Below are 21,738 nucleotides of genomic sequence, written 5' to 3' on the forward strand. Positions count from 1 at the left end.
AAGTGAATGCGGCAAATGGCAACCCTTCGTCAAACCACGAATTCTCCAGCGGCGGAGTTGCGCACCGTCATCGTCACCGGCGCGTCTTCAGGGATAGGCGCCTATTGCGCCCGAGCGTTGAAGGCAGAGGGCTGGCGGGTGTTCGCGACGGCGCGCAAGCAGCAAGACATCGCCGCCCTCGAAGCGGACGGCATCGAGGCTTTTTACCTCGACTACGGCGAACCGGATTCTATCGCCGTCCTGGTGACTTCAGTTCTCGAACGCACCGGCGGCCGGGTCGACGCCTTGTTCAACAATGGCGCCTACGCGCAGGCCGGTGCGGTCGAGGACCTGTCGGTGGCCGCGCTCAAGGAGCAGTTCGAGGTCAATTTCTTCGGCTGGCACGATCTGACCCGCCGTCTGGTCCCGGTGATGCGCCGCCAGGGTCACGGCCGCATTGTCCATTGCTCGTCGATACTCGGCCTCGTGCCGGTGCGCTTTCGCGGCGCCTATTCGGCGTCGAAACATGCGCTCGAGGCGCTGATGCTCTGCCAGCGCCAGGAACTGGAAGGCAGCGGCATCCATGTTTCGCTCATCGAACCGGGGCCGGTGAAATCGAAGATCGCCAGCAACGGCCTGCCCTGGTTCGTGAAAAACATCGATATCGAGAATTCCGTGCACAGTGCGGACTATACCGCGCAGTTGGAGCGGCTGCGGGCCGGCGGCAGCCAATCGGCGCTGAAGCCTGGGCCGGAAGTGGTCCACAAGGTTCTGCGCCATGCACTTCTGTCGCGGCGCCCGCGCCCGCACTATGTGGTAACAGTGCCGGCCAGGATCGGCGCTGCATTCAAGCGCATCCTGCCGGCATCGATGCTCTACCGCCTGATGGCCAAACGCGCCTGAACGCGAAAACAACTGGAAACGCAACAATGGCAACCGTCTTCAATATCCTCGCCATTCTGGTCATGGCCGCCGTGGTGATCGTGCTGATCCGGGGCCTCATCAACATGATGCGCGGCGGTTCCGGCGTTACCTCGAACAAGCTGATGCAGGCACGCGTGATGCTGCAGGCCGTGGCGCTGGTGCTGATCCTGCTGGCGGTGTATTTCACCCGCAAATGAGGACCGTTCGGGAGGCGATGTGGTCAAGCTCAACAAGATCTACACCCGCACCGGTGATGACGGCACGACAGGACTCGGTACTGGCGAGCGGCGGCTGAAATCCGACCTGCGGGTGGATGCCTACGGCACGGTTGACGAGGCCAATGCCTGCATCGGCATTGCCCGTGTCCACACGGCAGCCAGCCACCCGGCGATCGATGCCATGCTTTCGCGCATCCAGAACGATCTGTTCGACCTCGGTGCCGACCTTGCCGTACCCGACGACGGCAAGCCGCTGGGCTATGAGCCTTTGCGGATCACGCCCGTGCAGACCGACCGGGTCGAGAAGGACATCGACCTCCTCAACAAGGATCTGCAGCCGCTCAAATCCTTCGTGCTCAACGGCGGCACGCCGGCCGCCGCTGCCCTGCATCTTGCCCGCACCGTGGCACGGCGGGCCGAACGGCTGATGGTGGCGCTGGCTCAGGATCCGGCCGAGCATGTCAACCGCGACGGGCTGAAATACATCAACCGCGTCTCGGACTTCCTGTTTGTCGCCGCCCGGGCGGTCAATGACAATGGAAATGCCGACGTGCTATGGGTTCCCGGCAAGAACCGCTGAACGGACCGAAAGCGGGAGGGGCCAGACACGCATGTTCATCCCGCTTTACGACACCAACAGGCTGCGCCACATCCGCCTTCAGTATGTGACGATCGGCCTGATCGTGGTCAACGCGCTGGTCTATTGCGCCACCGCGCTCGGCGGGGAGAACTTCACCAACGCCGCCGTGCTTGGCCTCGGCTTCATCCCGTCCGTCGTCCATGACACGGCCGAACTCGACCCTCGCTTTGTGATCATCCCCGAAAGCCTGAGCTACCTCACCTATTCCTTCCTGCATGCCGACATCTTCCACCTTGGCGGCAACATGCTGTTCCTGTGGGTGTTCGGCGACAATGTCGAGGATGCCCTCGGCCACATCCGCTACCTCATCTTCTATCTCCTGTGCGCCGTCGCCGGCGCCGCCTTCCAGAGCTTCGTCGCCTGGGACTCGCAGGTGCCGCTGATCGGCGCCTCCGGCGCCATTGCCGGCGTGGTCGTCGCCTACCTGATCCTCTATCCCCGGGTGAAGGTCTGGGTGCTTGCCTTTGCCCGCATACCGCTGCGCATTCCGGCCTTCATCCCGCTGATCCTGTGGGTGCTGTTCCAGGTCTTCATGTTCGCCGCTGGTGGCGAGGATCAGATTTCCTGGGCCTGCCACATCGGCGGCATCATTGCAGGCGCGGTGCTGGTGCTTGTCCTGCGCAGCCGCGGCGTGCCGCTTTTTGCCGGCGCGGACGAGGACACCGTGGCTCCCACTCCCGACCAGCCGCCGGTCGCGGCTCAGCCAGCGGCGCCCGAACCGCCCGCCACCACGGCGCGCTGGGGCCGGGGAAACCCTTCTGGCCCGAACTGAACCGATTTGAGCCGCTTTCAGCGTATTGACGTCAAGGGTTGCCCCAACTACGGAAACGTCTCCGTCCGAGCCCAAGGCTGTTAAGGAGCAGTCAAAGACGGGCAAAGACCAGAATTTCCATCCGGCCGGAATTCCGTCTGGCCGGAATTCAGTCAGGAATGTCGGCTTTCGACAACTCAGAAAGGGCGCAGGCTGTTATAGCGCGCCCAACTAGCGTGAAGAGGTGACAGGCAAATGAAGATCCTTGTGCCCGTGAAGCGGGTTGTGGATGCGAACGTCAAGGTTCGCGTGAAGGCTGATGGTTCGGCGGTTGAACTCGCCAACGTCAAGATGGCGATGAACCCGTTCGACGAGATCGCGGTGGAAGAGGCGATCCGGCTGAAGGAAGCCGGCAAGGCCGAGGAGATCATCGTCGTCTCGATCGGCCCGCAGCAGGCGCAGGAAACGCTCCGCACCGCGCTCGCCATGGGCGCCGACCGCGCCATCCTGGTCAAGACCGACGAGCAGACCGAGCCGCTCGGCGTCGCCAAGGTGCTGAAGGGCGTAGTCGAGGCCGAACAGCCCGGCCTCGTCATCCTCGGCAAGCAGGCGATCGACGACGATTCCAACCAGACCGGCCAGATGCTGGCGGCACTGCTCGGCTGGGCGCAAGGCACCTTCGCCTCCAAGCTCGTGCTCGACGGCGACAAGGCCAAGGTGACGCGCGAAGTCGATGGCGGCCTGCAGACGGTGGAACTGAAGATGCCGGCGATCGTCACCGCCGACCTTCGCCTCAACCAGCCGCGCTACGCCTCGCTGCCCAACATCATGAAGGCCAAGAAGAAGCAGCTCGACGAGAAATCGCCGGCCGACTACGGCGCCGACGTCAAGCCGCGCCTCAAGGTCATCAAGACCGAGGAGCCGGGCGGCCGCAAGGCAGGCGTCAAGGTCAAGAGCGTCGCCGAACTGGTCGACAAGCTCAAGAATGAAGCCGGCGTGCTCTGAGATCGGAAGGAACAGATAAAATGGCAATTCTCCTCATCGCGGAACACGACAACGCCACCCTTTCCGACCAGACCGCCAAGGCGCTGTCGGCGGCCCTGCAGATCGGTTCGGACGTGCATGTGCTGGTGGCCGGCAAGGGCGCCAAGGGCGCTGCCGACGCTGCCGCCAAATTGAAGGGCGTGAGCAAGGTGCTGCTCGCCGAAGCCGACGAACTCGCCGAGCGCCTCGCCGAACCGACGGCGGCCCTCGTCGTGTCGCTGGCTGGCGGCTACGACACCATCATCGCGCCGGCGACCTCGTCGGGCAAGAACGTCGCGCCGCGCGTCGCGGCGCTGCTCGACGTCGCGCAGGTGTCCGAGATCATCGAAGTGGTCTCGCCCGACACCTTCAAGCGTCCGATCTACGCCGGCAACGCCATCCAGACGGTGCAGTCGACCGACGCCAAGAAGGTCATCACCGTGCGCACCGCCTCCTTCCAGGCGGCGCCCGAGGGCGGCTCCGCCGCTGTCGAGACCGTCAAGGCGGCCGCCAATCCAGGCCTGTCCTCCTTCGTCGAGAACAAGCTGTCGGAGACCGATCGTCCGGAACTGACCTCTGCCAAGATCATCATTTCGGGCGGCCGTGCTCTCGGCTCGTCGGAGAAGTTCCAGGAGGTCATCCTGCCGGTCGCCGACAAGCTCGGGGCCGCGGTCGGCGCGTCCCGCGCCGCCGTCGATGCCGGCTATGCGCCGAACGACTGGCAGGTCGGCCAGACCGGCAAGGTCGTCGCTCCCGATCTCTACATCGCGGTCGGCATCTCCGGCGCCATCCAGCACCTCGCCGGCATGAAGGATTCCAAGGTCATCGTCGCCATCAACAAGGACGAGGAGGCCCCGATCTTCCAGGTTGCCGACTATGGCCTCGTCGGCGACCTCTTCGTCATTCTGCCGGAGTTGCAGAAGGCGCTTTGACGCTCTCTGGCAAAGCGTATTAAATGCTTGGGGTGGGGTAGACGAAGTCGTGCCGCCCTTTTAGTTTGCACCGCACAAAAAGCAGGCTGCAAAGGCCTTTTGACGGGATCGGTGTAATGAGCAAGATCGAGACGATCGGCATCATCGGCGCGGGCCAGATGGGTGGGGGTATCGCCCATGTCTCCGCGCTTTCGGGCTACAAGGTGCTGATCTACGATATATCGCCCGACCGCATCGAGAAGGGCATCGCCACCATCAGCGGCAACATGGCCCGCCAGGTGGGCTCCGGCAAGCTCGACGAGAAGCTGCGCAACCAGGCAATGGCGCGCATTGCCTCGGCACCGGCGATGGCGGATCTCGCCGGCGCCGATCTGGTGATCGAGGCGGCAACCGAGGACGAGACCGTCAAGCGCAAGATCTACGCGCAGCTCTGTCCGCAGCTCAATCCCGAAGCCATACTGGCGACCAACACCTCGTCGATCTCGATCACCCGGCTTGCCGCGCAGACCGACCGGCCGGAGCGTTTCATCGGCATACACTTCATGAACCCGGTGCCGCTGATGAAGCTGGTCGAGCTGGTGCGCGGCATCGCCACCGAGGACCAGACCTTCGAGGCGGCGAAGACCTATGTGAAGCAGCTCGACAAGACGATCACGGTCTCGGAGGACTTCCCGGCCTTCATCGTCAACCGCATCCTGCTGCCGATGATCAACGAGGCGATCTACACGCTCTATGAGGGTGTCGGCTCGGTCGACGCCATCGACACCGCAATGCGGCTCGGCGCCAACCATCCGATGGGACCGCTGCAGCTGGCCGATTTCATCGGCCTCGACACCTGCTTGTCGATCATGCAGGTGCTGCATGACGGCCTGTCGGATTCGAAGTACCGCCCCTGCCCGCTGCTGGTCAAATATGTCGAGGCGGGCTGGCTCGGCCGCAAGACCGGGCGTGGCTTCTACGACTATCGCGGCGAGCATCCCGTTCCGACGCGCTAGAGCAATTCCAGGAAAAGTGTGAGCGGTTTTCCCGGGAAAGGCGCGTAGCGCTTTCCCAAGGGAATTGTGTCAAAACAAGGAGTTGGAGTGGTTCGCCGTTTCCTTGAAACGGTGAAGCGTTCTAACGTTTCCGCCGGCCGCCGCTCACGACGCCGCGGCGAGGGGCTTGGGCTCTTCTGACCCGTGGTCGGTGATACTGCCGTCCGGCGCCACGCAGACGCATCCGCGGCCGGCGGCCTTGGCCGCATAGCAGGCGGCGTCGGCCCTTGCGATGATCTCATCGGCTTCGCCGCAATCGGGATTGATCGCCGCCAGCCCGATACTGGCGCCGATCGCGTGAGACCGGCCATCCCAGGTGAAGTTCAGACCGGCTATCGCATCGATGATGGAGCGCGCCGCGATCCTGGCACCGGCGGTCGAACCCGATTTCAGGATGACGGCGAATTCGTCGCCGCCCAGGCGCGCGACGATGTCCTCGGGACCAAGCACGCCGCGCACGGCCTCGGCGACCCGCTTCAGCAAGGCGTCTCCGGCGGCGTGACCGCCCGTGTCGTTGACCAGCTTGAAATGGTCGAGGTCGATGAACATGAACTGATGGCCGCCCCCAGCCGTGCCGTCCTTGCGTGACTGCTCGACCAGTTCCTCCATCGTCCGGATGAAGCTCGAGCGATTGGCAAGGCCGGTCAATGCGTCATGTGCCGCGGCGTGGGCAAGCTGACGCTGCAGCGCGCGCGCATCGGTGAAGTCCTGGAAGACGATGACCAGCCCGCAGAATTCGTTGCGCTCGTTCATGATTGGCGACACGACCTGGCGGATGCTGCAGCGTGTGTTGTCGCGGCGGACCAACACGGCGCGGCTGTTCTGGTCGGAGGGAGCCTCCCCGCCGATCGCCGGCCGCGTCACGCCGATCCTGTGACCCGTCTCCTCGTCGACCGCCCAATAGACATGGCCGAGCGTCTTGCCGAGAGCCGCCTCGCCGGAAACGCCGGTCAGCTTCTCGGCAACCGGGTTCATGAAGGTGACGCGGTTCGCCGCATCGGTGCAGATGACGGCATCGCCGATCGACTGCAGCGTCACCCGCAGCCGCTCTTTCTCATCGGCCAGCATTGCCGCCGACACGGTCAGGCGCTCCTCGATCTCCTTGCGCCGGGTGATGTCGGTCAAGCTGCCGATGGCCCTGATCAGACGCCCTTCCTCGTCGCGCTCGATGGCCTTGCCGCGGTCGAGTATCCAGATCCAGCGGCCGTCCTTGTGGCGCATCCTGAACTCGGCTTCGAAGAATGGCGTCTTGCCGTCAAGGTGGGCACGATCCGCTTCGGCGACGGTCTCGCGGTCGTCGGGATGGATCATGGTCAGCCAGCGGTCGGGATCGCCATCAAGCTCACCCTCATCGAACCCCAGCATCTTGACCCAGGTCGAGGAATAGGTTGCGCCGCCCTTGCGCATGTCGAGGTCCCACACGCCCTGACCGGCGCCGGCGAGCGCGAAATTCCAGCGCGTCTCAGCCTCGGCGATGCGCGCCTCGGCCTGCTTGCGCGCATCGATGTCCTCGATCTGCGAGACGAGATAGAGCGGGCGACCGCTTTTCTCGTCACGAATGACGGAGCCGGCAAGATGCGCCCAGACCGGCGTGCCGTCCTTGCGCAGATAGCGCTTCTCGAAGTGAAACGCATGGGCAGTCCCTGCTTTCAGACGGTCCATCGTTTCGCGTCCGATCTGCAGATCGTCGGGATGCGTGATCTGGAAGAAGGTCAGCGCCTCGATCTCGTCGCGGCTGTAGCCAAGCATGGTGGCGAAGGCCGGATTGGTTTCGAGAATGCGCCCGTCAAGCCCGACAATGGCGATGCCGATCACCGAATCCTGCATGGCCCGGCGAAAGCGCTGCTCTCCCTCCGCCATCTGTCGTCGATCTTCAGAGATGCGACCGATGAAAAGGTAGGCGAAGAAAAGCGCGCAGACTGTCACAGCTACCGATACTTGAAGACAAAGTCTGAGCGCTTCCGCGCCAAGGTCCAGCCTGGACAGCACAAGCGAGACCGACACCACGCCAAAACCGGCCACAAGCAGCGCCAGCGCTGCATGCTTGTAGGGTCCCGGCCCGATCATTCCTCGCAAAGTCACGATCCGTACCACCCCCGTGGGCAATCGCTTTTTTCCGTTAAAACCCTGAAGGATCGATTTTAAGGAAAGGTTGCCCCGGGGCACTGGCGACATGGACAACCGGCAAACAATTGCCGGCATGATTAAGGATCGGTATGCGCGAGGGAGGTCGCAGGTATCCTGCTACCAGCGCACGAAGAACCGCCCGCCAAGCGCGCCAAGCAAGGCGAGCACAGCGATCGCGATCGTGTACCAGGTGGCGACGAAAAGCGGCGAATCGTCGAAACAGTGCGCTGCGTAGAAGGTCGCCGCCAGTCCGCCGGCAAGCAGCCCCGCGACAGCGCCGGCAAGCACCGGCCGCGTCGGCGCGCCGTAGCGCAGCATCCACAGGAAGATCGCCAGCGGGCCAATGCCGATCAGCGGAATGAAGCTCATGCAGATCATCATGTTGGAACCGACCATGCGCGTGCCCCACAACGCCTCCGGCACCATGAAGAGCTCCAGAACCACCGCCACGACCACCAGCAGCGGCGCGGCCAACATCCCAGCCATCGCCCGACCTGTCGAGGCGCCCGGCGTCGACAAAGCGCGGATCAGGGCGAAAGCGCTGACGGCCAGCACGATGGTGAAAACGAATTTCGACAGGAAGCGCATCGTATGTGCGGCCACCATGAAGTCGGGGCGCGGGCCGATCGTCAGCAGGAAAACGACGGCCGCGATGACAATGGCCGCACCGGCAGCCAGCCACCAGGCCGAGCGCAATGGCATCGCCTTGCTGCTTGCGTCGGCGTCGAGCGCCTTGATGAGATCCTCGGTCCTCATGTCATTCCCGCCCAAATCGCCCTTGCCCAAATCGCTTGGCTATGGCGGCAAGCCCGCGATGCAGCGACACACGCACCGCTGTCTCGCTGATGCCGAATTTCGTAGCCGTCTCGCCGATCGAGCGGCCCTCCACCGATACGGCCGAGACCACGGAACGCTGTGCCGGGGGCAACCCATCCAGGGCCCGGTTGATGTCGCGCTCACTGACGGTTTCGGTTTCCGGCTCGGCGAAGGTCTCGGCGATATCGTCGACATCGATCTCGATGCGCCGACCGCGCCGCCGGAACGCGTCGATCAGCTTGAAGCGGGCGATCGCATAGACCCAGGGCAGGACCGGTGCGTCCTGTCGCCAGGTATGCCGTTTCACATGAATGGCCAGCAAGGTTTCCTGCACGACATCCTCGGGATCGACCCCGCCCTGCACGATCTTGCGCCTCACAAAACCGCGGACCAGCGCGGCAATCCGGTGGAGAAAGTCGGCATAGGCCTTTTCATCTCCCGCGATCGCGGCCCGCAACAGCCGGGAAAGCTCGGCCTCGTCCTTGCCGCTCACAAGAGTTCACTCCCCGATTTTCGCGCCTCGGCGCAGATTTGTTACGTGGCCGGCGAAATAATGTCCAAGCCAAACTACGGGCAAGTCACGAAAGTTTGCTCGGCAGCCCACGAAATTCCATGCGGCATTCCCAGGCTCCCGGCCGCCTTGGGTGAGAAACAGCGCGGTCAAACCCTTCGTTGACGCAACGTAAGCTCTACTATAGCGTGAAAAGATCGGAGGGAGGCCAAGATGGATTTCATAGAACGCATTTTTGGATTTTCTCCCGACAATGGCTCGGGAACTTTCGAAGGCAGCATTGTCATTGCGGTCATAGTCCTTATCGCCGCGATCTACTTCTATAGAAGACAGAGATCACCGAAAAAGTAGCATTTTAGACAGCTGGCGGAGATACCTCCGCCAGAAGAGCATCGCCTTTGCGTCCTCTCAGCGCGGGAAGCATGATATGGCAGGGTCTCTGGTCAACCACGTTCGAATTGCAGTCCTTTTGTTGTTCGCCGCCGATTTCTGGAAGCGTCTCGCGGCCGGACTTAAGGTGCTGTTTGCTACGATACGCATGCTGCTTTGCCGCCTGGTCAAGGGTCAGCCGCTGCCGAAGCCGGCACAGAACGATTGCTGTATCCAGCTGCCGCCCGATATCTACAAACGCGCCGATCCGCTTCTCTACGCCCAATATTACCTTATGGCGCAGGGGCTCGCCGTTACCTGGGACAATCCCGATATCGACATTTTCGACGGCGCCGCACTGGTCACCGGGCCACTTCAGCCCGCCCATCGATATCGCGTCCGCGTTCGTGTCTGGAACGGGTCCTATGATGCCCCGGCGGTCGGAGTGGGGGTGGCGCTGTCCTATCTCTCCTTCGGCGCACAAACGGTTTCTCATCCGATAGCCAGCACTGCCGTCAATCTCGGCGCCAAGGGCACGATCGACTGCCCTGCCTATGCGGAGTTCAGTTGGACCACGCCGGCCATTGGCGGCCATTACTGCCTCCAGGCACAGCTCTCCTGGGGCGATGACGCCAACCCCAACAACAATCTTGGCCAGAAGAACGTCAACATCGCCCAGATGCAGTCTCCGGCAAAGTTCGCCTTCACCGTCCGCAACGAAGCTTCGGTCGCCCGCCGCTTCCAGATCGAGGCGGACTGCTACGGACTGCCGAAACTGCGGCCATGTGTCCCGGAAGCGCCACACGGCCAAGGCCGGGGCGACACGCCGTTGCCACGCCTGGCCGAGAGCAAGGCGCGCTGGGCGAGAGCCTTGGAAGAACAGGCCTATGGCCGGTTTCCAGTCCCGGATGACTGGTCGGTCAGGATCGTTCCGGACGCGCTTTCCCTGCAGCCGCGCCAGGAGGTCGAGGTTGCTGTCGAGATCGAACCGAAGGACGCCGCCTTCCGCGGCACGAAGACCTTCAACGTCCACGTCTTCACGATCGGCGAGAGCGGGTCGCGCACCATGACCGGCGGCGTCACGCTGACGGCGACGAAAGGCTGAGGCGCTCCGATGGCCTACAAGCACTATACGAGCTGCTTTCTCTATCCCGCCGGCGGCAAGCCCTACAATGAGGACGACCGGCTGGCCTTCCTCGCCGGCCAGGCGCTGCAGATCATCGTCATCACCGGGCTGGCGGCCGCCTTCGGCTTGCTGCTCGGGCCGGTTGGCGCGGCCCTTGCCGCCGCCATCGCGTTCCTCTCTTCGGCCACGGCAACGATCGACAAGGCCGCCGGGGAATGGCTCAACCATCGCCTGGTCTGCCTCGACAAGGACAATCCGAAATGCGCCGTCGGCATCGTGTCCTACAATCCGTTCCGCAGCGATCTCGGCGCCTTCGACAATGACCAGTATTTCGACGTCATCCTCATGCCGCATCCGACGGCCGAGATCCTCAACGCCGAAACCAACCAGGCGGCTCTTGCCGCCGCCAATCGCTACGATGCCAATGGCAATGTCGTGCCGGAATTTGCCGCCAAGGTCACTGCCCATCCAGCGAACGATATTCTCAATGACGGCTTCCAGGGCCACGAATTGCTGTTCCCACGCGATGACCTGAAGACGGATCTGGGCTATGCGCCCGCCGACGACCATGCACGCTGGGGCCTGCACTGCGAGGCCGAGGGCGACTTCTGGATCAAGATGCGCCAGTGGGCGCCGGCCATCGTTATCCTGCTGACGGCGGCCCTGGTCGTGACCGCGGCCGCGGCCGCCGCCGGCGCAAGTGTCGGCGCGGCTGTCGGTTGCGCCATAGGATCGTTTTTCCTGGGTGCGCTGGGATGCGCCATCGGCTCGTTCCTCGGAGGATTGCTCGGAGGGGCCATTGGTGGCGCCATCGGCGGAGCGGCATCCTACTTCGGTGCAGTCAAACCGGTCCTGGATGGGCTGTTCAACTGGAACCCCGGCAATGTCGAGGACGCCAATGTCGGCGACAAGGCGCTCGGGCCCATCAGGATGGGCGATCATGTCGCCGTCCTTGGCGAGCATGTCTATGACGGCTATCACAAGGGGTGGCATGAATTCCATCCCCTGATGGCGGTAGTCAAGTTCGATGCCGCGGCCGGTGTCGACGCAACGCACTATCTTCAATGGAATCCGGACTTTCCCGACACGGGCGCGATCCCGCCCAAGCCTCCGGGCGAGGCCACGGACCTCACCGCTCAGGATATGCGCGACGGACTCGGCAGCGCGGCGTTCAAGACACGCTGTGAGAATTTGCGCAGAACCTGGTGCGCCATGCTGAATGACGCGTTCGATCCCGAGACCAGGCGGACACAGCAGGGACTGGACCAGCGCTGGACGATTCATCCCATGATCGACGGCTGTATCCCGGAGCCACGGCCACCCGGGCCACATATCGGGTGAGATGTCGTCATCGATGTCGCGAAGCGCAAAACGGTGATGAACGGAATTCAATCTTGACTAGTGCATTCATGAATTGATACTCGGTCGCATCCGCAGCGCGGACAACCCGAGGAGTACCTTATGAAATCCCCCCTTCTTGCCCTTGCCGGTGTCGCCGCATTTGCAATCAGCCTGGCTGCCGGTCCGGCGATGGCCGAGGATACAGGCATCATCGTCTATAACGCCCAGCATGAAAGCCTGGCCAAGGAATGGGCCGAAGGTTTCACCAAGGAAACCGGCATCAAGGTCACGCTGCGCAATGGCGGCGACAGCGACTTCTCCAACCAGATCGTCGCCGAGGGTGCCGCCTCGCCCGCCGACGTGTTCCTCACCGAAAACTCGCCAGCCATGGCGCTGGTGGAGAGCGCCGGCCTGTTCGCGCCGGTCGACGCCGACACGCTGGCTCAGGTGCCGCAGGACTATCAGGCGAGCAGCGGCAAATGGGTGGGCGTGGCCGCGCGCAGCACCGTCTTTGCCTACAACACCACCAAGCTCAAGGCCGACCAGTTGCCCAAGTCGCTGCTCGATCTTGCCGACCCGAGCTGGAAGGGCCGCTGGGCGGCCTCGCCCTCAGGCGCCGATTTCCAGGCCATCGTCAGTGCGCTGCTGCAGCTCAAGGGTGAGGCCGCCACGGCGGACTGGCTGAAGGCGATGAAGGAGAACTTCACTGCCTACAAGGGCAACAGCACCGTGATGAAGGCGGTCAACGCCGGCGAGATCGAAGGCGGCGTGATCTACCACTATTACTACTTTGGCGATCAGGCCAAGACCGGCGAGAACAGCAAGAACGTCGCGCTGCACTATTTCAAGAACCAGGATCCGGGCGCTTTCGTCTCGGTCTCCGGTGGCGGCGTGCTCGCCTCGAGCAAGCATCCTAAGGAAGCCCAGGCTTTCCTGAAGTGGGTGACGGCCAAGGGCGGCCAGGATGTGCTGAAGAACGGAACCTCCTTCGAATACGCGGTCGGCAAGGGCGCCGAATCCAATCCTAAGCTGGTGCCGCTGGCCGATCTGCAGGCGCCGAAGGTCGACGCCGCGACGCTGAACTCCAAGAAGGTCACCGACCTGATGACGGCAGCCGGCTTGCTTTAGTTGCTGTTCGTCCTAATAAGGACAAACCGACCGAGCTCCCGCGGGAATTCGCCTTCCGCGGGAGCGTTTTGTTTTCGAGATGGCATTCGTCGATGACGACACGCTGCGTTCCTGACCGCGATCATAGCCCCTTTATTGCCGCCACCGCGCCGCAACCGTGGGGTGTCTGAGCTGATGCAGCCCGCGGTCGATCTCGCGCGCGCTGGCTTGCCGCCGATGATGCGCCGAAAGGCGCGAAGGCGGGTGGCACCCTGGCTTGTCACCGCCGCTGTTTTCGTCTCGCTGCTCTCCCTTCTGCCGCTCGCCTTCATCATCTGGACCGCGGTGCAGACGGGCTGGGAAACCGTTTCGGCGCTGGTCTTCCGGCCGCGCGTCGGCGAACTGTTGGTCAACACCACCCTGCTGGTCCTGCTGGCCGTGCCGATCGCCATCGTGCTGTCCGTCGCGCTGGCCTGGCTGACCGAGCGCAGCGACCTGCCTGGCGCCAGGCTTTGGGCCTGGCTGTGCGTGGCGCCGCTCGCCATTCCGGCTTTCGTGCACTCCTATGCCTGGATCACCATGGTGCCCGGTCTGCACGGCCTGTGGGCCGGCGTGCTGGTGTCCGTGATCGCCTATTTCCCCTTCCTGTATCTGCCCGTATCGGCGGCGCTGCGCCGCCTCGACCCTGCCCTGGAGGACGCGGCCTCGGCCCTTGGCCTTGGGCCCTGGCGCGTGTTCTGGCGTGTCGTGGTGCCGCAACTCAGGCTCGCCATCTGCGGCGGCTCGCTGCTGGTCGGACTGCATCTGCTGGCCGAATATGGCCTCTACGTCTTCATCCGCTTCGATACCTTCACCACGGCGATCGTCGACCAGTTCCAGTCGACCTTCAACGGACCGGCCGCCAACATGCTGGCCGGCGTCCTGGTGACCTGCTGCTTCGTGCTTCTGGGCCTCGAAGTGCTGGTGCGCGGAGAAGAGCGCTACGCCCGCGTCGGCTCCGGCGCGGCGCGCTACCAGCAACGCACGAGCCTCGGCCGCGCCACCATCCCGAGCCTGGCCTTGCTTGCCGTCACCACGCTGCTGGCGCTTGGCGTGCCGTTCGTGACCATCGGCCGCTGGCTCATCGCCGGCGGCGCCGAGGTCTGGCGTCTCGATGAGATCGGCCTGGCGCTTGGCCAGACGCTGTTCCTGTCGATTGCCGGGGCCTTGCTTGCCACCGTCGCCGCCATGCCGATGGCCTGGATCTCGATCCGCGCGCCGGGACCGTTGCAGCGCCTGCTGGAGGGTTGCAACTACATCGTCGGCTCGCTACCGGGTGTCGTCATCGCGCTGGCGCTGGTTACCATCACCGTGCGTATCGCCCTGCCGCTCTATCAGACGCTGTTCACCATCCTGGTCGCCTATGCCCTCATGTTCCTGCCGCGTGCCCTGGTCAGCCTGCGCGCCTCGATCGCCCAGGCCCCGGTCGAGCTCGAGCGCGCCGCTTCCAGCCTCGGCAGGCCGCCGCTCAACGCGCTGTGGTCGACGACCATCCGCCTGTCGGCGCCCGGTGCCGCGGCCGGCATGGCGCTGGTGGCGCTCGGCATCATGAACGAACTGACCGCGACCCAGATGCTGGCGCCAAACGGCACCCGCACGCTGGCGATGGCGTTCTGGTCCTACAGCGGCGAGATCGATTACGCCTCGGCGGCACCTTACGCCTTCATCATGGTGGCGATGTCTCTGCCGCTGACATGGCTGCTCTATGTCCAGTCGAAACGGATGGCGGGACGATGAGCTTTCTCGAAATCAGTGGCCTGAAAAAGCATTACGGCCCGGTCGCGGCCCTTGCCGGCATCGACCTCAATGTCGCCAGCGGCAGCCGGACCGCGATCGTCGGCCCGTCCGGCTGCGGCAAGACGACCTTGCTGCGGCTGATCGCGGGCTTCGAGGCACCGGATCAGGGCCGTATCATGCTCGACGGCAAGATGCTGGCCAATGGCGGCGCCGCTGTCCCGGCCCATCGCCGCGGCATCGGCGTGGTGGCGCAGGACGGCGCCCTGTTCCCGCATCTGACCATATCGGACAATATCGGTTTCGGCATGGACCGGGGCGAGGACAAGCGCGCCGAGCGCATCGTCGAGCTCGCTTATATCGTGGGGCTGGACAAGGCGATCCTCAAGCGCCGCCCGCACGAACTCTCAGGCGGCCAGCAGCAGCGCGTGGCGTTGGCCCGCGCCATGGCGATGAAGCCGCGGCTGATGCTGCTCGACGAGCCGTTCTCGGCACTCGACACCGGTCTGCGCGCCTCGATGCGCAAGGCAGTGGCCGAGCTTCTGGGGGCGGCCGGCATCACCACCATCCTGGTGACGCACGACCAGGCCGAGGCGTTGTCCTTCGCCAGCCAGGTGGCGGTGATGCGCGACGGCATATTCTCGCAGGTCGGCACGCCGCGCGATCTCTACCTCAAGCCGAAGGACCGGATGATCGCGGAATTCCTCGGCGATGCCATCATCCTGCCGGCGAGCATCTCGGGCGGCTTCGCCAACTCGCCGCTGGGCCGCATCGCCGTCGACACGTCGGACAGCCGCGATGTCGCCCGCATCATGCTGCGGCCGGAGCAGATCGGGCTGAAACGGACATCGCGCGAAGGCATGTCAGGCACGCCGGACATGTTGTTCGGCGAGGTGACGGACTCGGAATTCGCCGGCGCGACATGCACGATCGCGGTGCGTCTCCTGAACAACGCCGATCCGCCGGACGCCGCCGCGATAGGCAACACGCCGCTGATCCTGCGCAAATCCGGCATGGACGCGCCGGCGGTCGGCGAAATCGTGCGGCTCACCGTGTCGGGAAAGGCGCATGTGTTCGCTTGAGGGACGACGGCACTGCCGGCGCGCAATGGACAGTTCAGGCGGCGATGCGTTCGCCGGTATCGGCTGAACAGATCGGCCACTGCTCAAGGAAGCCTGAAAATCAAATCGCCGGCTCGGGCACGGACACCTTGAAGACATCGAGGCGGCTTCCCGTCTCCGACGAGAAGAAATGCATATCCTCGGGCAAGATCTTCAAGCCGACGGCACTGCCGGGCTCGGGATGGACCGCCTCCGACGTCATCACCGAAAACGGCGCGCCGTCGAGATCGACATAGATCACCCGCCCCGCGCCCAGTTCCTCGACCAGGTCGACGGTGGCGTCGAGCGCGCCGGCCGTGCCCGGTGCAACCAGCCGGACCGCTTCCGGCCGGATGCCCATCGCCACATTCGTGCCGACCGGCAGGCCGGCGCGAGCGATCGCCAGGCGCCGGCCGCCGAGCAGTGACAGCCCGTCGAGTTCGACCGTGCCTTCCAGAATGTTCATCGCCGGCGCGCCGACAAAGGTGGCGACGAAGCGGCTGGCCGGGCGGGTGTAGATTTCACCGGGTGTGCCGACCTGTTCGACACGTCCGCCATTCATCACCACCAGCCGGTCGGCGAGCGTCATCGCCTCGACCTGATCGTGGGTGACGAAGACGGAGGTGGCGTTCAGGCGGCGATGCAGCTTGCGGATTTCCGAACGCATCTGCACGCGCAGCTTGGCGTCGAGATTGGACAGCGGTTCGTCGAACAGGAACACCTTCGGTTCGCGGATCATCGCGCGGCCCATGGCGACGCGCTGACGCTGGCCGCCGGAAAGCGCCATCGGCTTGCGGTCGAGCAGATGTTCAAGCTCCAAAGTGCGGGCGACCGCCTGGATCCGCTGCGTGCGCTCGGCCGAGGGCACGCCCGCGACCTTGAGCGAATAGCCGATGTTCTGGGCCACGCTCATATGCGGATAGAGCGCGTAGTTCTGGAACACCATGGCGCAGCCGCGCTCGCGTGGTTCCAGCTTGTTGACGACAGTACCGTCGATCGCGATCTCGCCATCGGAGATCTCTTCCAGCCCCGCGATCATGCGCAGCAGCGTGGACTTGCCGCAGCCGGACGGTCCGAGGATCACGACGAATTCGCCCGAGGCGAAGTCGAGGTCGACACCGTGCACGACCTGCGTCTTGGCGTAGTTCTTCTTGACGCCGCGTATTGCGATGGAGGCCATTCTTGTCTCCTCTTATTTCTCGGTGGCGATCAGACCGCGCACGAACCAGCGCTGCATCAGCACCACGACGATCAGCGGCGGCAGCATGACGATCAGCGTCCCCGCCATGGCGATGTTCCATTCCGGAATGCCGCCGACATTGGGGATCAGTTGCTTGAGCTCGGTGACCGCCGTCGCGTGCGACTGGTCGGTGGTGATCAGCAGCGGCCACAGATACTGGTTCCAGGCCCACAGGAACATGATGGTGCCAAGTGCCGCCATGTTGTTGCGCGACAGCGGCAACAGGATATCGATGAAGAACCGCAGCGCCCCGGCGCCGTCCATGCGCGCCGCCTCTGTCAGCTCATCCGGCACCGTCAGGAAGAACTGCCGGTAGAGAAACGTGCCGGTGGCCGTGGCGATCAGCGGCATGATCAGCCCGGTATAGGAATTGAGCAGCCCGAGGCTGAGCGAGACCTGCACGCCCGACACCTTCTCGATCAGCCAGCTCAGGCCGGTCACGTCCAGAATGGCCTGATAGGGCGACAGCACATTGGCAACGACCGCGTAGGTCGGCACGATGCGCACCTCCAGCGGCAGCATCAACGTCACGAAGATCAGCCAGAAGATGAAGGTGCGCCCGGGATAGCGGAAGTAGACGATCGAGAAGGCGGTGAGCGCCGAGATGATCACTTTGCCGGCGGCGACACCCGCCGCCATGATGAAGCTGTTGAGCAGCTTGGGGCCGAGGTCCGCCGTCGTCCAGGCGGTCTTGATATTGACCCAGAAGTCGCTGCCCGGCAGCAGCGACATCGGCACATCGTTGACATCCCGGAGATTGTGCGACGCGGCGATCGCAACGACCGCGAACGGCGCGATGCAGAATACGAAGCCGATGAACAGGATCAGGTGCGTGAAGAAATTGAGGAACGGAGTGCGCTCGACCATGGCGATCTCACCTGTAATGCACGCGCCGCTCGATGAAGCGGAACTGGAAGATGGTGAGCACGATGATGAGCAGCATCAGGATGATGCTCTGCGCGGCGGCGCCCGAATAATCGAGGCCTTTGAAGCCGTCTGAATAGATCTTGTAGACCATCAGATTGGTGGCGTTCGCCGGGCCGCCTGCTGTCATGATGTCGACGATGCCGAACGAATCCTGGAAGCTCTCGGTGATGTTGATGACCAGCAGGAAGAAGATCGTTGGCGTGATCAGCGGGAACTGGATGTCCCGGAAACGCCTGATGACACCGGAACCGTCCATCGCGGCGGCCTCGATCAGCGAACGTGGGATGGCCTGGAACGCGGCCAGGAAGAAGATGAAGTTGTAGCCGACATATTTCCACGAGAAGGCGACGATGATCGAAGCCATGGCGTCGGCGCCGTCGAGGCCGGGATCCCAGAAGCCGGGCCAGACCCGGTTGACCACGGCCATGAAGCCGGCTTCCGGCGCCAGGATGAAGCGGAACGCCATCGCCAGCGCCGGCGCGGCGATGCCATAGGGCCAGATCAGTACCACGCGATAGAGACGCGAGCCGGCGAGTTGCCGATCGGTCAGGGCCGCGAGCACCAGCGCGATGAACATCGCAAGCCCGGTGCTGATCCCGGCAAAAACCAGGCTGGCGGTGATGGAGTTCCAGTAATCGGCGTTGGACAGGATCGAACGGAAATTGTCGAGCCCGACCCAGATGTTGCCGCCGCCCCAGGGTTGCTGCAGCGTCAGCGACCAGTAAACGGCCTGGCCGGCGGGCCAATAGAAGAACGTGAAGATCAGGAGGAGCTGCGGCACCGCGAAAAGGATGCCGATCGTCCATTTGCCGAAAGTGACGCGTTTTTCCATCGATCCGCCGATGCCGTTGAACCGCCAGTCCGCTTTCTCGGCGGAAGACTACAGCATGTCTCCCGAAAGTGGGCACCCCGTTTCAGGACAAGGACATGCGTAAATCAAAACCTGTACGAAATGGCCGCCCGTCGAGTCTCGACGGACGGCCGTTCCGCTACCCGGGCTCAGGGCAGGGTCTTGCCCGGATAGGTCTGCTGGAAGCGGTCGAGGATGGCATCGCCATTCTTGACCAACGTATCGAGGCCTTCCTGGACGCTGACCTTGTTGGCGAAGATTGCCTGCATCTGCGTACCGAACTCGGCGCGGATCTGGGTGAAATTGCCCAGGCGCACACCGCGGGTGATTTCTGTCGGCTCGGAAGCGGTCAGGCTGGCGATCGCGGTTTCACGGCCTTTGTAGGGCGCCTTGTCGTAGAAGCCTTCGCCCTTCATGTAGTCGAAGCCCGACTTTGTCACAGGTATGTAGCCGGTGTTGGTCGACCAGAACAAAGCCGTCTTCGGATCGTGGATGAAGTTGAGGAACGCGGCAGCGCCCTTGTATTCCGCATCCGACTTGCCCGAGAGGACCCACAGCGAAGCGCCGCCCACGAGCGAGTTCTTGCGCTCCGTACCGGCATAGACCGGCAATTCGGCGACATCCCAGTTCATTCCTTCCTTCTGCGTACGGGTGACCGTGCCGTGGTCGCCGACCGAGGTCAGGATGACCTGGCAGGTGCCGGTGGCGAAGGCCTGAACCATGTCCTGGCCGAGATCCTTGGACTTGATCTTGATCAGGCCGGCGTCATACCACTTCTTCAGGTCGGTGACGTACTGGACGAACTTCGTCTTGTTGACTTCGAGACGGGCGTCGAGGCCGTCATAGCCATTGTTCTTGGTGGCGATCGGCTGGTTGTGGATGGCCGAGAACTGCTCCATCAACTGCCAGCTTTCGTTGGCCGAGATGTTGATCGCCATCGGGCACTCGTAGCCGGCGTCCTTCATCGCCTTGAGATCGGCGCCGACATCTTCCCAGGTCTTCGGCGCCTCGGTCTTGCCGATCTTGGCGAAGGCGTCCTTGTTCCAGTACATCAGCGCGGTCGAGGAATTGAACGGGAAGGACAGCATCTCGCCCTTCGACGTCGCGTAATAGCGCGCGATGCCGGGGAAATAGTCCGCGTAGTCGATCTTGTAGCCGTTTTCTTCCATCAGCTTGTCGGCGGGCTTGTAGGCGCCCGACAGCATCATGGTGGCGGTGCCGACGTCATAGACCTGGACGACGGCCGGCTGCTTGCCGGCGCGGAAGGCGGCAATGGTGTTCTGCAGCGTGGCGTCATAGTTGCCCTGACTGGTGCAGACGACTTCATAATCCTTCTGCGACTCGTTGAAGTTCTTGCACAGCGTGTCGACGACGCGGGCGAGGTCGCCCGAAAGGCCGAACCAGAAATCAAATTTTACCGGCTCCGCAAAGGCAGGCATCGCCAGCGCGGTGCAGAGCGCACCTGCGGCAAGGGCAGCAAGGCCCCGCTTGATCATGGTCATGGTTTTTCCCTCTTGAGTGGCTGGGTGACAAGGGTCTTGCGCAAGTCCTTGCCCGCTCTCTTAGAGAAGGTATGTGACAGTTCTGCTGTGGCGCTCAGGCCTTTGCACAGCTGCTCGCTCCTCTCCCTCGGCGGCTTGGCCGGCATCAAAACGTCACACCGGCGCCTTGGATAGCTAGGGCGACCGCGGAGGACGTAAAGACTGCGAAGGCCACCATGGTTACCCGGCTAAAGGGATGATGAAATGCCGTGCGGCAACCCACACAACGCCCACGGGCACGCTATGCCCAATGGCTTTGGCGACAGCGCTATCCATTGCGGGATGCCGCCATCATTCCAACCCTGCGTCCGATCGAAATCAACGGCACGGCGTTGACAGAATTTGAACCATGAACGGCAGTGGCCGCTCGCTGGTTTCCGCCGGAAGAAATCCTGTCATGCTGCGGCCTTTCCAGGTCGGAAAGGCTGGGGTTGGGGCGTGGCCTCGGCCTGCCGGTCCTTGCCGAAGGCGTCGAGACGCTTGGCGAGCTCAAATTCCTCGACGCGGAAGCCTGCGAGATCGGCCAGGGCTGCTATCTCGGCAAGCCGGCGCCGATCGAGGCGTTTGACGATCTGACCGGCCATGGCAAGCGCGCTCCGGTGCGCGTCGACCGCCAGGACGGCAATCTCGTCTTGCTCAAACCAAACGTGCGCTCGGCCTGAGCAATTCCAGGAAAAGGGTAAAACGGCTTTCCCCGGAGAATTGCGTCAAGACACTCTGGTGTTCATGATCCGAGCGCGGTCTCGACCAGCCGCTTGGCGTCAGGCCCCGACCATTCGGCCGGACCGTTCATATGGGCGATCAGGCAGCCTTCGCCATCGATCAGCAGGGTGACGGGAAGGCCAAGTGCCAGGCCGCGTGCCTTGAGGTCGTTGAACAGCGCCACCGTCGAATCCCGGTAGTAGCCGAGCGCCTCGACGCCGGTATCCCTGAGGAACTTCTTCGGCTTCACATCGTCGCCGGCGTCGACATTGACGGCGACGACCTGGAAGGCGGCGCTGCCTTTCTCTTTCTGAAGCGCATCGAGCGCCGGCATTTCGGCGCGGCACGGTGCGCACCATGTGGCCCAGAGGTTGAGCAGCACCGTCTTGCCCGCATGGTCGGCGATCGTCATCGGCTTGCCGTCCGGGCCATTGAAGGCGAGGCTCTTCATGGATTGCGGCGGATCGGCGGGCAAAAGCGCGGCGACTTCGCCGGTGGCCGAGGCCGCGACCTTCTTGGCGCGGTCACTCTTGACGGCGCAGGCGATGTCGTCCTTGCTCTCGCCGACCGCCACTTGGGGCGCGGCGTTGTTGCCAGACCGGCTCTCGCTGACATATACCGCGACCGCGCCGGCCAGCGCTCCCGCCACCAGGGCGGCGAGGATCAGGCGCGGGGCCGGGAAAAATCTGTTTCCGTCTGCCATTTTC

General features: G+C 63.6%; 20 protein-coding genes and 1 pseudogene. 13 read left to right on the forward strand and 8 right to left on the reverse strand.

Going from position 1 to position 21,738, the window contains the following annotated elements; genetic code table 11:
* Positions 1–15 precede the first annotated feature (15 nt).
* The 7 genes from FJ977_RS14285 to FJ977_RS14315 all read left to right on the forward strand — a co-directional run bounded on the left by FJ977_RS14285 (position 16) and on the right by FJ977_RS14315 (position 5,462).
* The gene (locus FJ977_RS14285; protein ID WP_140772300.1) at positions 16–882 is read left to right on the forward strand and encodes an SDR family oxidoreductase; all 867 of its coding nucleotides are present in this window, start codon (positions 16–18) and stop codon (positions 880–882) included.
* Positions 883–908: 26 nt separating this feature from the next.
* The gene (locus FJ977_RS14290; protein ID WP_027031242.1) at positions 909–1,100 is read left to right on the forward strand and encodes a twin transmembrane helix small protein; all 192 of its coding nucleotides are present in this window, start codon (positions 909–911) and stop codon (positions 1,098–1,100) included.
* Between the two features lie 19 nt (positions 1,101–1,119).
* A complete protein-coding gene (locus tag FJ977_RS14295) occupies positions 1,120–1,701 on the forward strand; it encodes a cob(I)yrinic acid a,c-diamide adenosyltransferase (protein ID WP_140772302.1) in 582 nt (193 codons plus the stop codon).
* 31 nt (positions 1,702–1,732) lie between these two features.
* Positions 1,733–2,533 (forward strand): rhomboid family intramembrane serine protease, encoded by an 801-nt coding sequence (locus tag FJ977_RS14300; RefSeq protein WP_140772304.1) that lies wholly within the window; start codon positions 1,733–1,735, stop codon positions 2,531–2,533.
* 234 nt (positions 2,534–2,767) lie between these two features.
* Positions 2,768–3,517, forward strand: a complete 750-nt coding sequence (locus FJ977_RS14305) for an electron transfer flavoprotein subunit beta/FixA family protein (RefSeq protein WP_056576157.1) — start codon at positions 2,768–2,770, stop codon at positions 3,515–3,517.
* 20 nt (positions 3,518–3,537) lie between these two features.
* Positions 3,538–4,467 carry an electron transfer flavoprotein subunit alpha/FixB family protein gene (locus tag FJ977_RS14310; protein WP_140772305.1) on the forward strand — a complete coding sequence of 310 codons (930 nt, stop codon included), beginning with the start codon at positions 3,538–3,540 and terminating at the stop codon, positions 4,465–4,467.
* A gap of 116 nt (positions 4,468–4,583) precedes the next feature.
* Entirely contained in the window at positions 4,584–5,462 is an 879-nt protein-coding gene (locus tag FJ977_RS14315; protein WP_013892834.1) for a 3-hydroxybutyryl-CoA dehydrogenase, read from the forward strand.
* A gap of 144 nt (positions 5,463–5,606) precedes the next feature.
* Here FJ977_RS14315 and FJ977_RS14320 read toward each other — a convergent pair whose 3' ends face one another.
* The 3 genes from FJ977_RS14320 to FJ977_RS14330 form a co-directional block, all read right to left on the reverse strand.
* Positions 5,607–7,583 carry a PAS domain S-box protein gene (locus FJ977_RS14320; protein WP_246683084.1) on the reverse strand — a complete coding sequence of 659 codons (1,977 nt, stop codon included), beginning with the start codon at positions 7,581–7,583 and terminating at the stop codon, positions 5,607–5,609.
* Between the two features lie 162 nt (positions 7,584–7,745).
* Entirely contained in the window at positions 7,746–8,384 is a 639-nt protein-coding gene (locus FJ977_RS14325; protein WP_140772309.1) for an NrsF family protein, read from the reverse strand.
* A gap of 1 nt (position 8,385) precedes the next feature.
* On the reverse strand, positions 8,386–8,937 hold the full coding sequence (locus FJ977_RS14330) for a sigma-70 family RNA polymerase sigma factor (protein WP_140772311.1): 552 nt from the start codon (positions 8,935–8,937) through the stop codon (positions 8,386–8,388).
* 445 nt (positions 8,938–9,382) lie between these two features.
* Between FJ977_RS14330 and FJ977_RS14335 the strand changes: the two genes are divergently transcribed.
* The 5 genes from FJ977_RS14335 to FJ977_RS14355 all read left to right on the forward strand — a co-directional run bounded on the left by FJ977_RS14335 (position 9,383) and on the right by FJ977_RS14355 (position 15,753).
* Positions 9,383–10,429, forward strand: a complete 1,047-nt coding sequence (locus FJ977_RS14335; protein WP_140772313.1) for a hypothetical protein — start codon at positions 9,383–9,385, stop codon at positions 10,427–10,429.
* 9 nt (positions 10,430–10,438) lie between these two features.
* Complete coding sequence (locus FJ977_RS14340; RefSeq protein WP_140772315.1) at positions 10,439–11,791, forward strand: hypothetical protein; 1,353 nt, start codon at positions 10,439–10,441, stop codon at positions 11,789–11,791.
* 120 nt (positions 11,792–11,911) lie between these two features.
* Positions 11,912–12,919: an iron ABC transporter substrate-binding protein gene (locus FJ977_RS14345; RefSeq protein ID WP_140772317.1), complete on the forward strand. Its 1,008-nt coding sequence runs from the start codon at positions 11,912–11,914 to the stop codon at positions 12,917–12,919.
* Positions 12,920–13,135: 216 nt separating this feature from the next.
* The gene (locus tag FJ977_RS14350) at positions 13,136–14,674 is read left to right on the forward strand and encodes an iron ABC transporter permease (RefSeq protein WP_246683111.1); all 1,539 of its coding nucleotides are present in this window, start codon (positions 13,136–13,138) and stop codon (positions 14,672–14,674) included.
* The gene (locus FJ977_RS14355; protein ID WP_140772321.1) at positions 14,671–15,753 is read left to right on the forward strand and encodes an ABC transporter ATP-binding protein; all 1,083 of its coding nucleotides are present in this window, start codon (positions 14,671–14,673) and stop codon (positions 15,751–15,753) included. The genes FJ977_RS14350 and FJ977_RS14355 overlap by 4 nt, the downstream gene beginning before the upstream one ends.
* 100 nt (positions 15,754–15,853) lie before the next feature.
* Here the strand turns inward: FJ977_RS14355 and FJ977_RS14360 are convergent, their stop codons facing one another.
* The 4 genes from FJ977_RS14360 to FJ977_RS14375 all read right to left on the reverse strand — a co-directional run bounded on the left by FJ977_RS14360 (position 15,854) and on the right by FJ977_RS14375 (position 20,290).
* Positions 15,854–16,951: a sn-glycerol-3-phosphate import ATP-binding protein UgpC gene (locus FJ977_RS14360; protein WP_140772323.1), complete on the reverse strand. Its 1,098-nt coding sequence runs from the start codon at positions 16,949–16,951 to the stop codon at positions 15,854–15,856.
* Between the two features lie 12 nt (positions 16,952–16,963).
* Positions 16,964–17,878, reverse strand: coding sequence for an ABC transporter permease subunit (locus FJ977_RS14365; protein ID WP_140772325.1), 915 nt, complete (start codon positions 17,876–17,878; stop codon positions 16,964–16,966).
* A 7-nt stretch (positions 17,879–17,885) separates the two neighbouring features.
* Positions 17,886–18,770, reverse strand: a complete 885-nt coding sequence (locus FJ977_RS14370; RefSeq protein WP_140772327.1) for a sugar ABC transporter permease — start codon at positions 18,768–18,770, stop codon at positions 17,886–17,888.
* Between the two features lie 167 nt (positions 18,771–18,937).
* The gene (locus tag FJ977_RS14375) at positions 18,938–20,290 is read right to left on the reverse strand and encodes an extracellular solute-binding protein (RefSeq protein WP_140772328.1); all 1,353 of its coding nucleotides are present in this window, start codon (positions 20,288–20,290) and stop codon (positions 18,938–18,940) included.
* Positions 20,291–20,754: 464 nt separating this feature from the next.
* Between FJ977_RS14375 and FJ977_RS14380 the strand changes: the two are divergent.
* Positions 20,755–20,991 (forward strand): annotated as a pseudogene (locus FJ977_RS14380) (hypothetical protein); the annotation flags it as partial.
* A gap of 62 nt (positions 20,992–21,053) precedes the next feature.
* Here the strand turns inward: FJ977_RS14380 and FJ977_RS14385 are convergent.
* Positions 21,054–21,734, reverse strand: a complete 681-nt coding sequence (locus FJ977_RS14385; RefSeq protein WP_140772330.1) for a TlpA disulfide reductase family protein — start codon at positions 21,732–21,734, stop codon at positions 21,054–21,056.
* Between the last annotated feature and the right edge of the window lie 4 nt (positions 21,735–21,738).

The organism is Mesorhizobium sp. B2-1-3A (assembly GCF_006442655.1).
Classification (GTDB): domain Bacteria; phylum Pseudomonadota; class Alphaproteobacteria; order Rhizobiales; family Rhizobiaceae; genus Mesorhizobium.

Coding starts and splice junctions, on each gene's coding strand:
- FJ977_RS14285 (WP_140772300.1), top strand. CDS start 16: ATGGCAACCCTTCGTCAAACCACGAATTCTCCAGCGGCGGAGTTGCGC.
- FJ977_RS14335 (WP_140772313.1), top strand. CDS start 9,383: ATGGCAGGGTCTCTGGTCAACCACGTTCGAATTGCAGTCCTTTTGTTG.
- FJ977_RS14370 (WP_140772327.1), bottom strand. CDS start 18,770: ATGGAAAAACGCGTCACTTTCGGCAAATGGACGATCGGCATCCTTTTC.
- FJ977_RS14325 (WP_140772309.1), bottom strand. CDS start 8,384: ATGAGGACCGAGGATCTCATCAAGGCGCTCGACGCCGACGCAAGCAGC.
- FJ977_RS14360 (WP_140772323.1), bottom strand. CDS start 16,951: ATGGCCTCCATCGCAATACGCGGCGTCAAGAAGAACTACGCCAAGACG.
- FJ977_RS14310 (WP_140772305.1), top strand. CDS start 3,538: ATGGCAATTCTCCTCATCGCGGAACACGACAACGCCACCCTTTCCGAC.
- FJ977_RS14375 (WP_140772328.1), bottom strand. CDS start 20,290: ATGACCATGATCAAGCGGGGCCTTGCTGCCCTTGCCGCAGGTGCGCTC.
- FJ977_RS14290 (WP_027031242.1), top strand. CDS start 909: ATGGCAACCGTCTTCAATATCCTCGCCATTCTGGTCATGGCCGCCGTG.
- FJ977_RS14315 (WP_013892834.1), top strand. CDS start 4,584: ATGAGCAAGATCGAGACGATCGGCATCATCGGCGCGGGCCAGATGGGT.
- FJ977_RS14305 (WP_056576157.1), top strand. CDS start 2,768: ATGAAGATCCTTGTGCCCGTGAAGCGGGTTGTGGATGCGAACGTCAAG.
- FJ977_RS14350 (WP_246683111.1), top strand. CDS start 13,136: ATGATGCGCCGAAAGGCGCGAAGGCGGGTGGCACCCTGGCTTGTCACC.
- FJ977_RS14385 (WP_140772330.1), bottom strand. CDS start 21,734: ATGGCAGACGGAAACAGATTTTTCCCGGCCCCGCGCCTGATCCTCGCC.
- FJ977_RS14340 (WP_140772315.1), top strand. CDS start 10,439: ATGGCCTACAAGCACTATACGAGCTGCTTTCTCTATCCCGCCGGCGGC.
- FJ977_RS14345 (WP_140772317.1), top strand. CDS start 11,912: ATGAAATCCCCCCTTCTTGCCCTTGCCGGTGTCGCCGCATTTGCAATC.
- FJ977_RS14300 (WP_140772304.1), top strand. CDS start 1,733: ATGTTCATCCCGCTTTACGACACCAACAGGCTGCGCCACATCCGCCTT.
- FJ977_RS14365 (WP_140772325.1), bottom strand. CDS start 17,878: ATGGTCGAGCGCACTCCGTTCCTCAATTTCTTCACGCACCTGATCCTG.
- FJ977_RS14355 (WP_140772321.1), top strand. CDS start 14,671: ATGAGCTTTCTCGAAATCAGTGGCCTGAAAAAGCATTACGGCCCGGTC.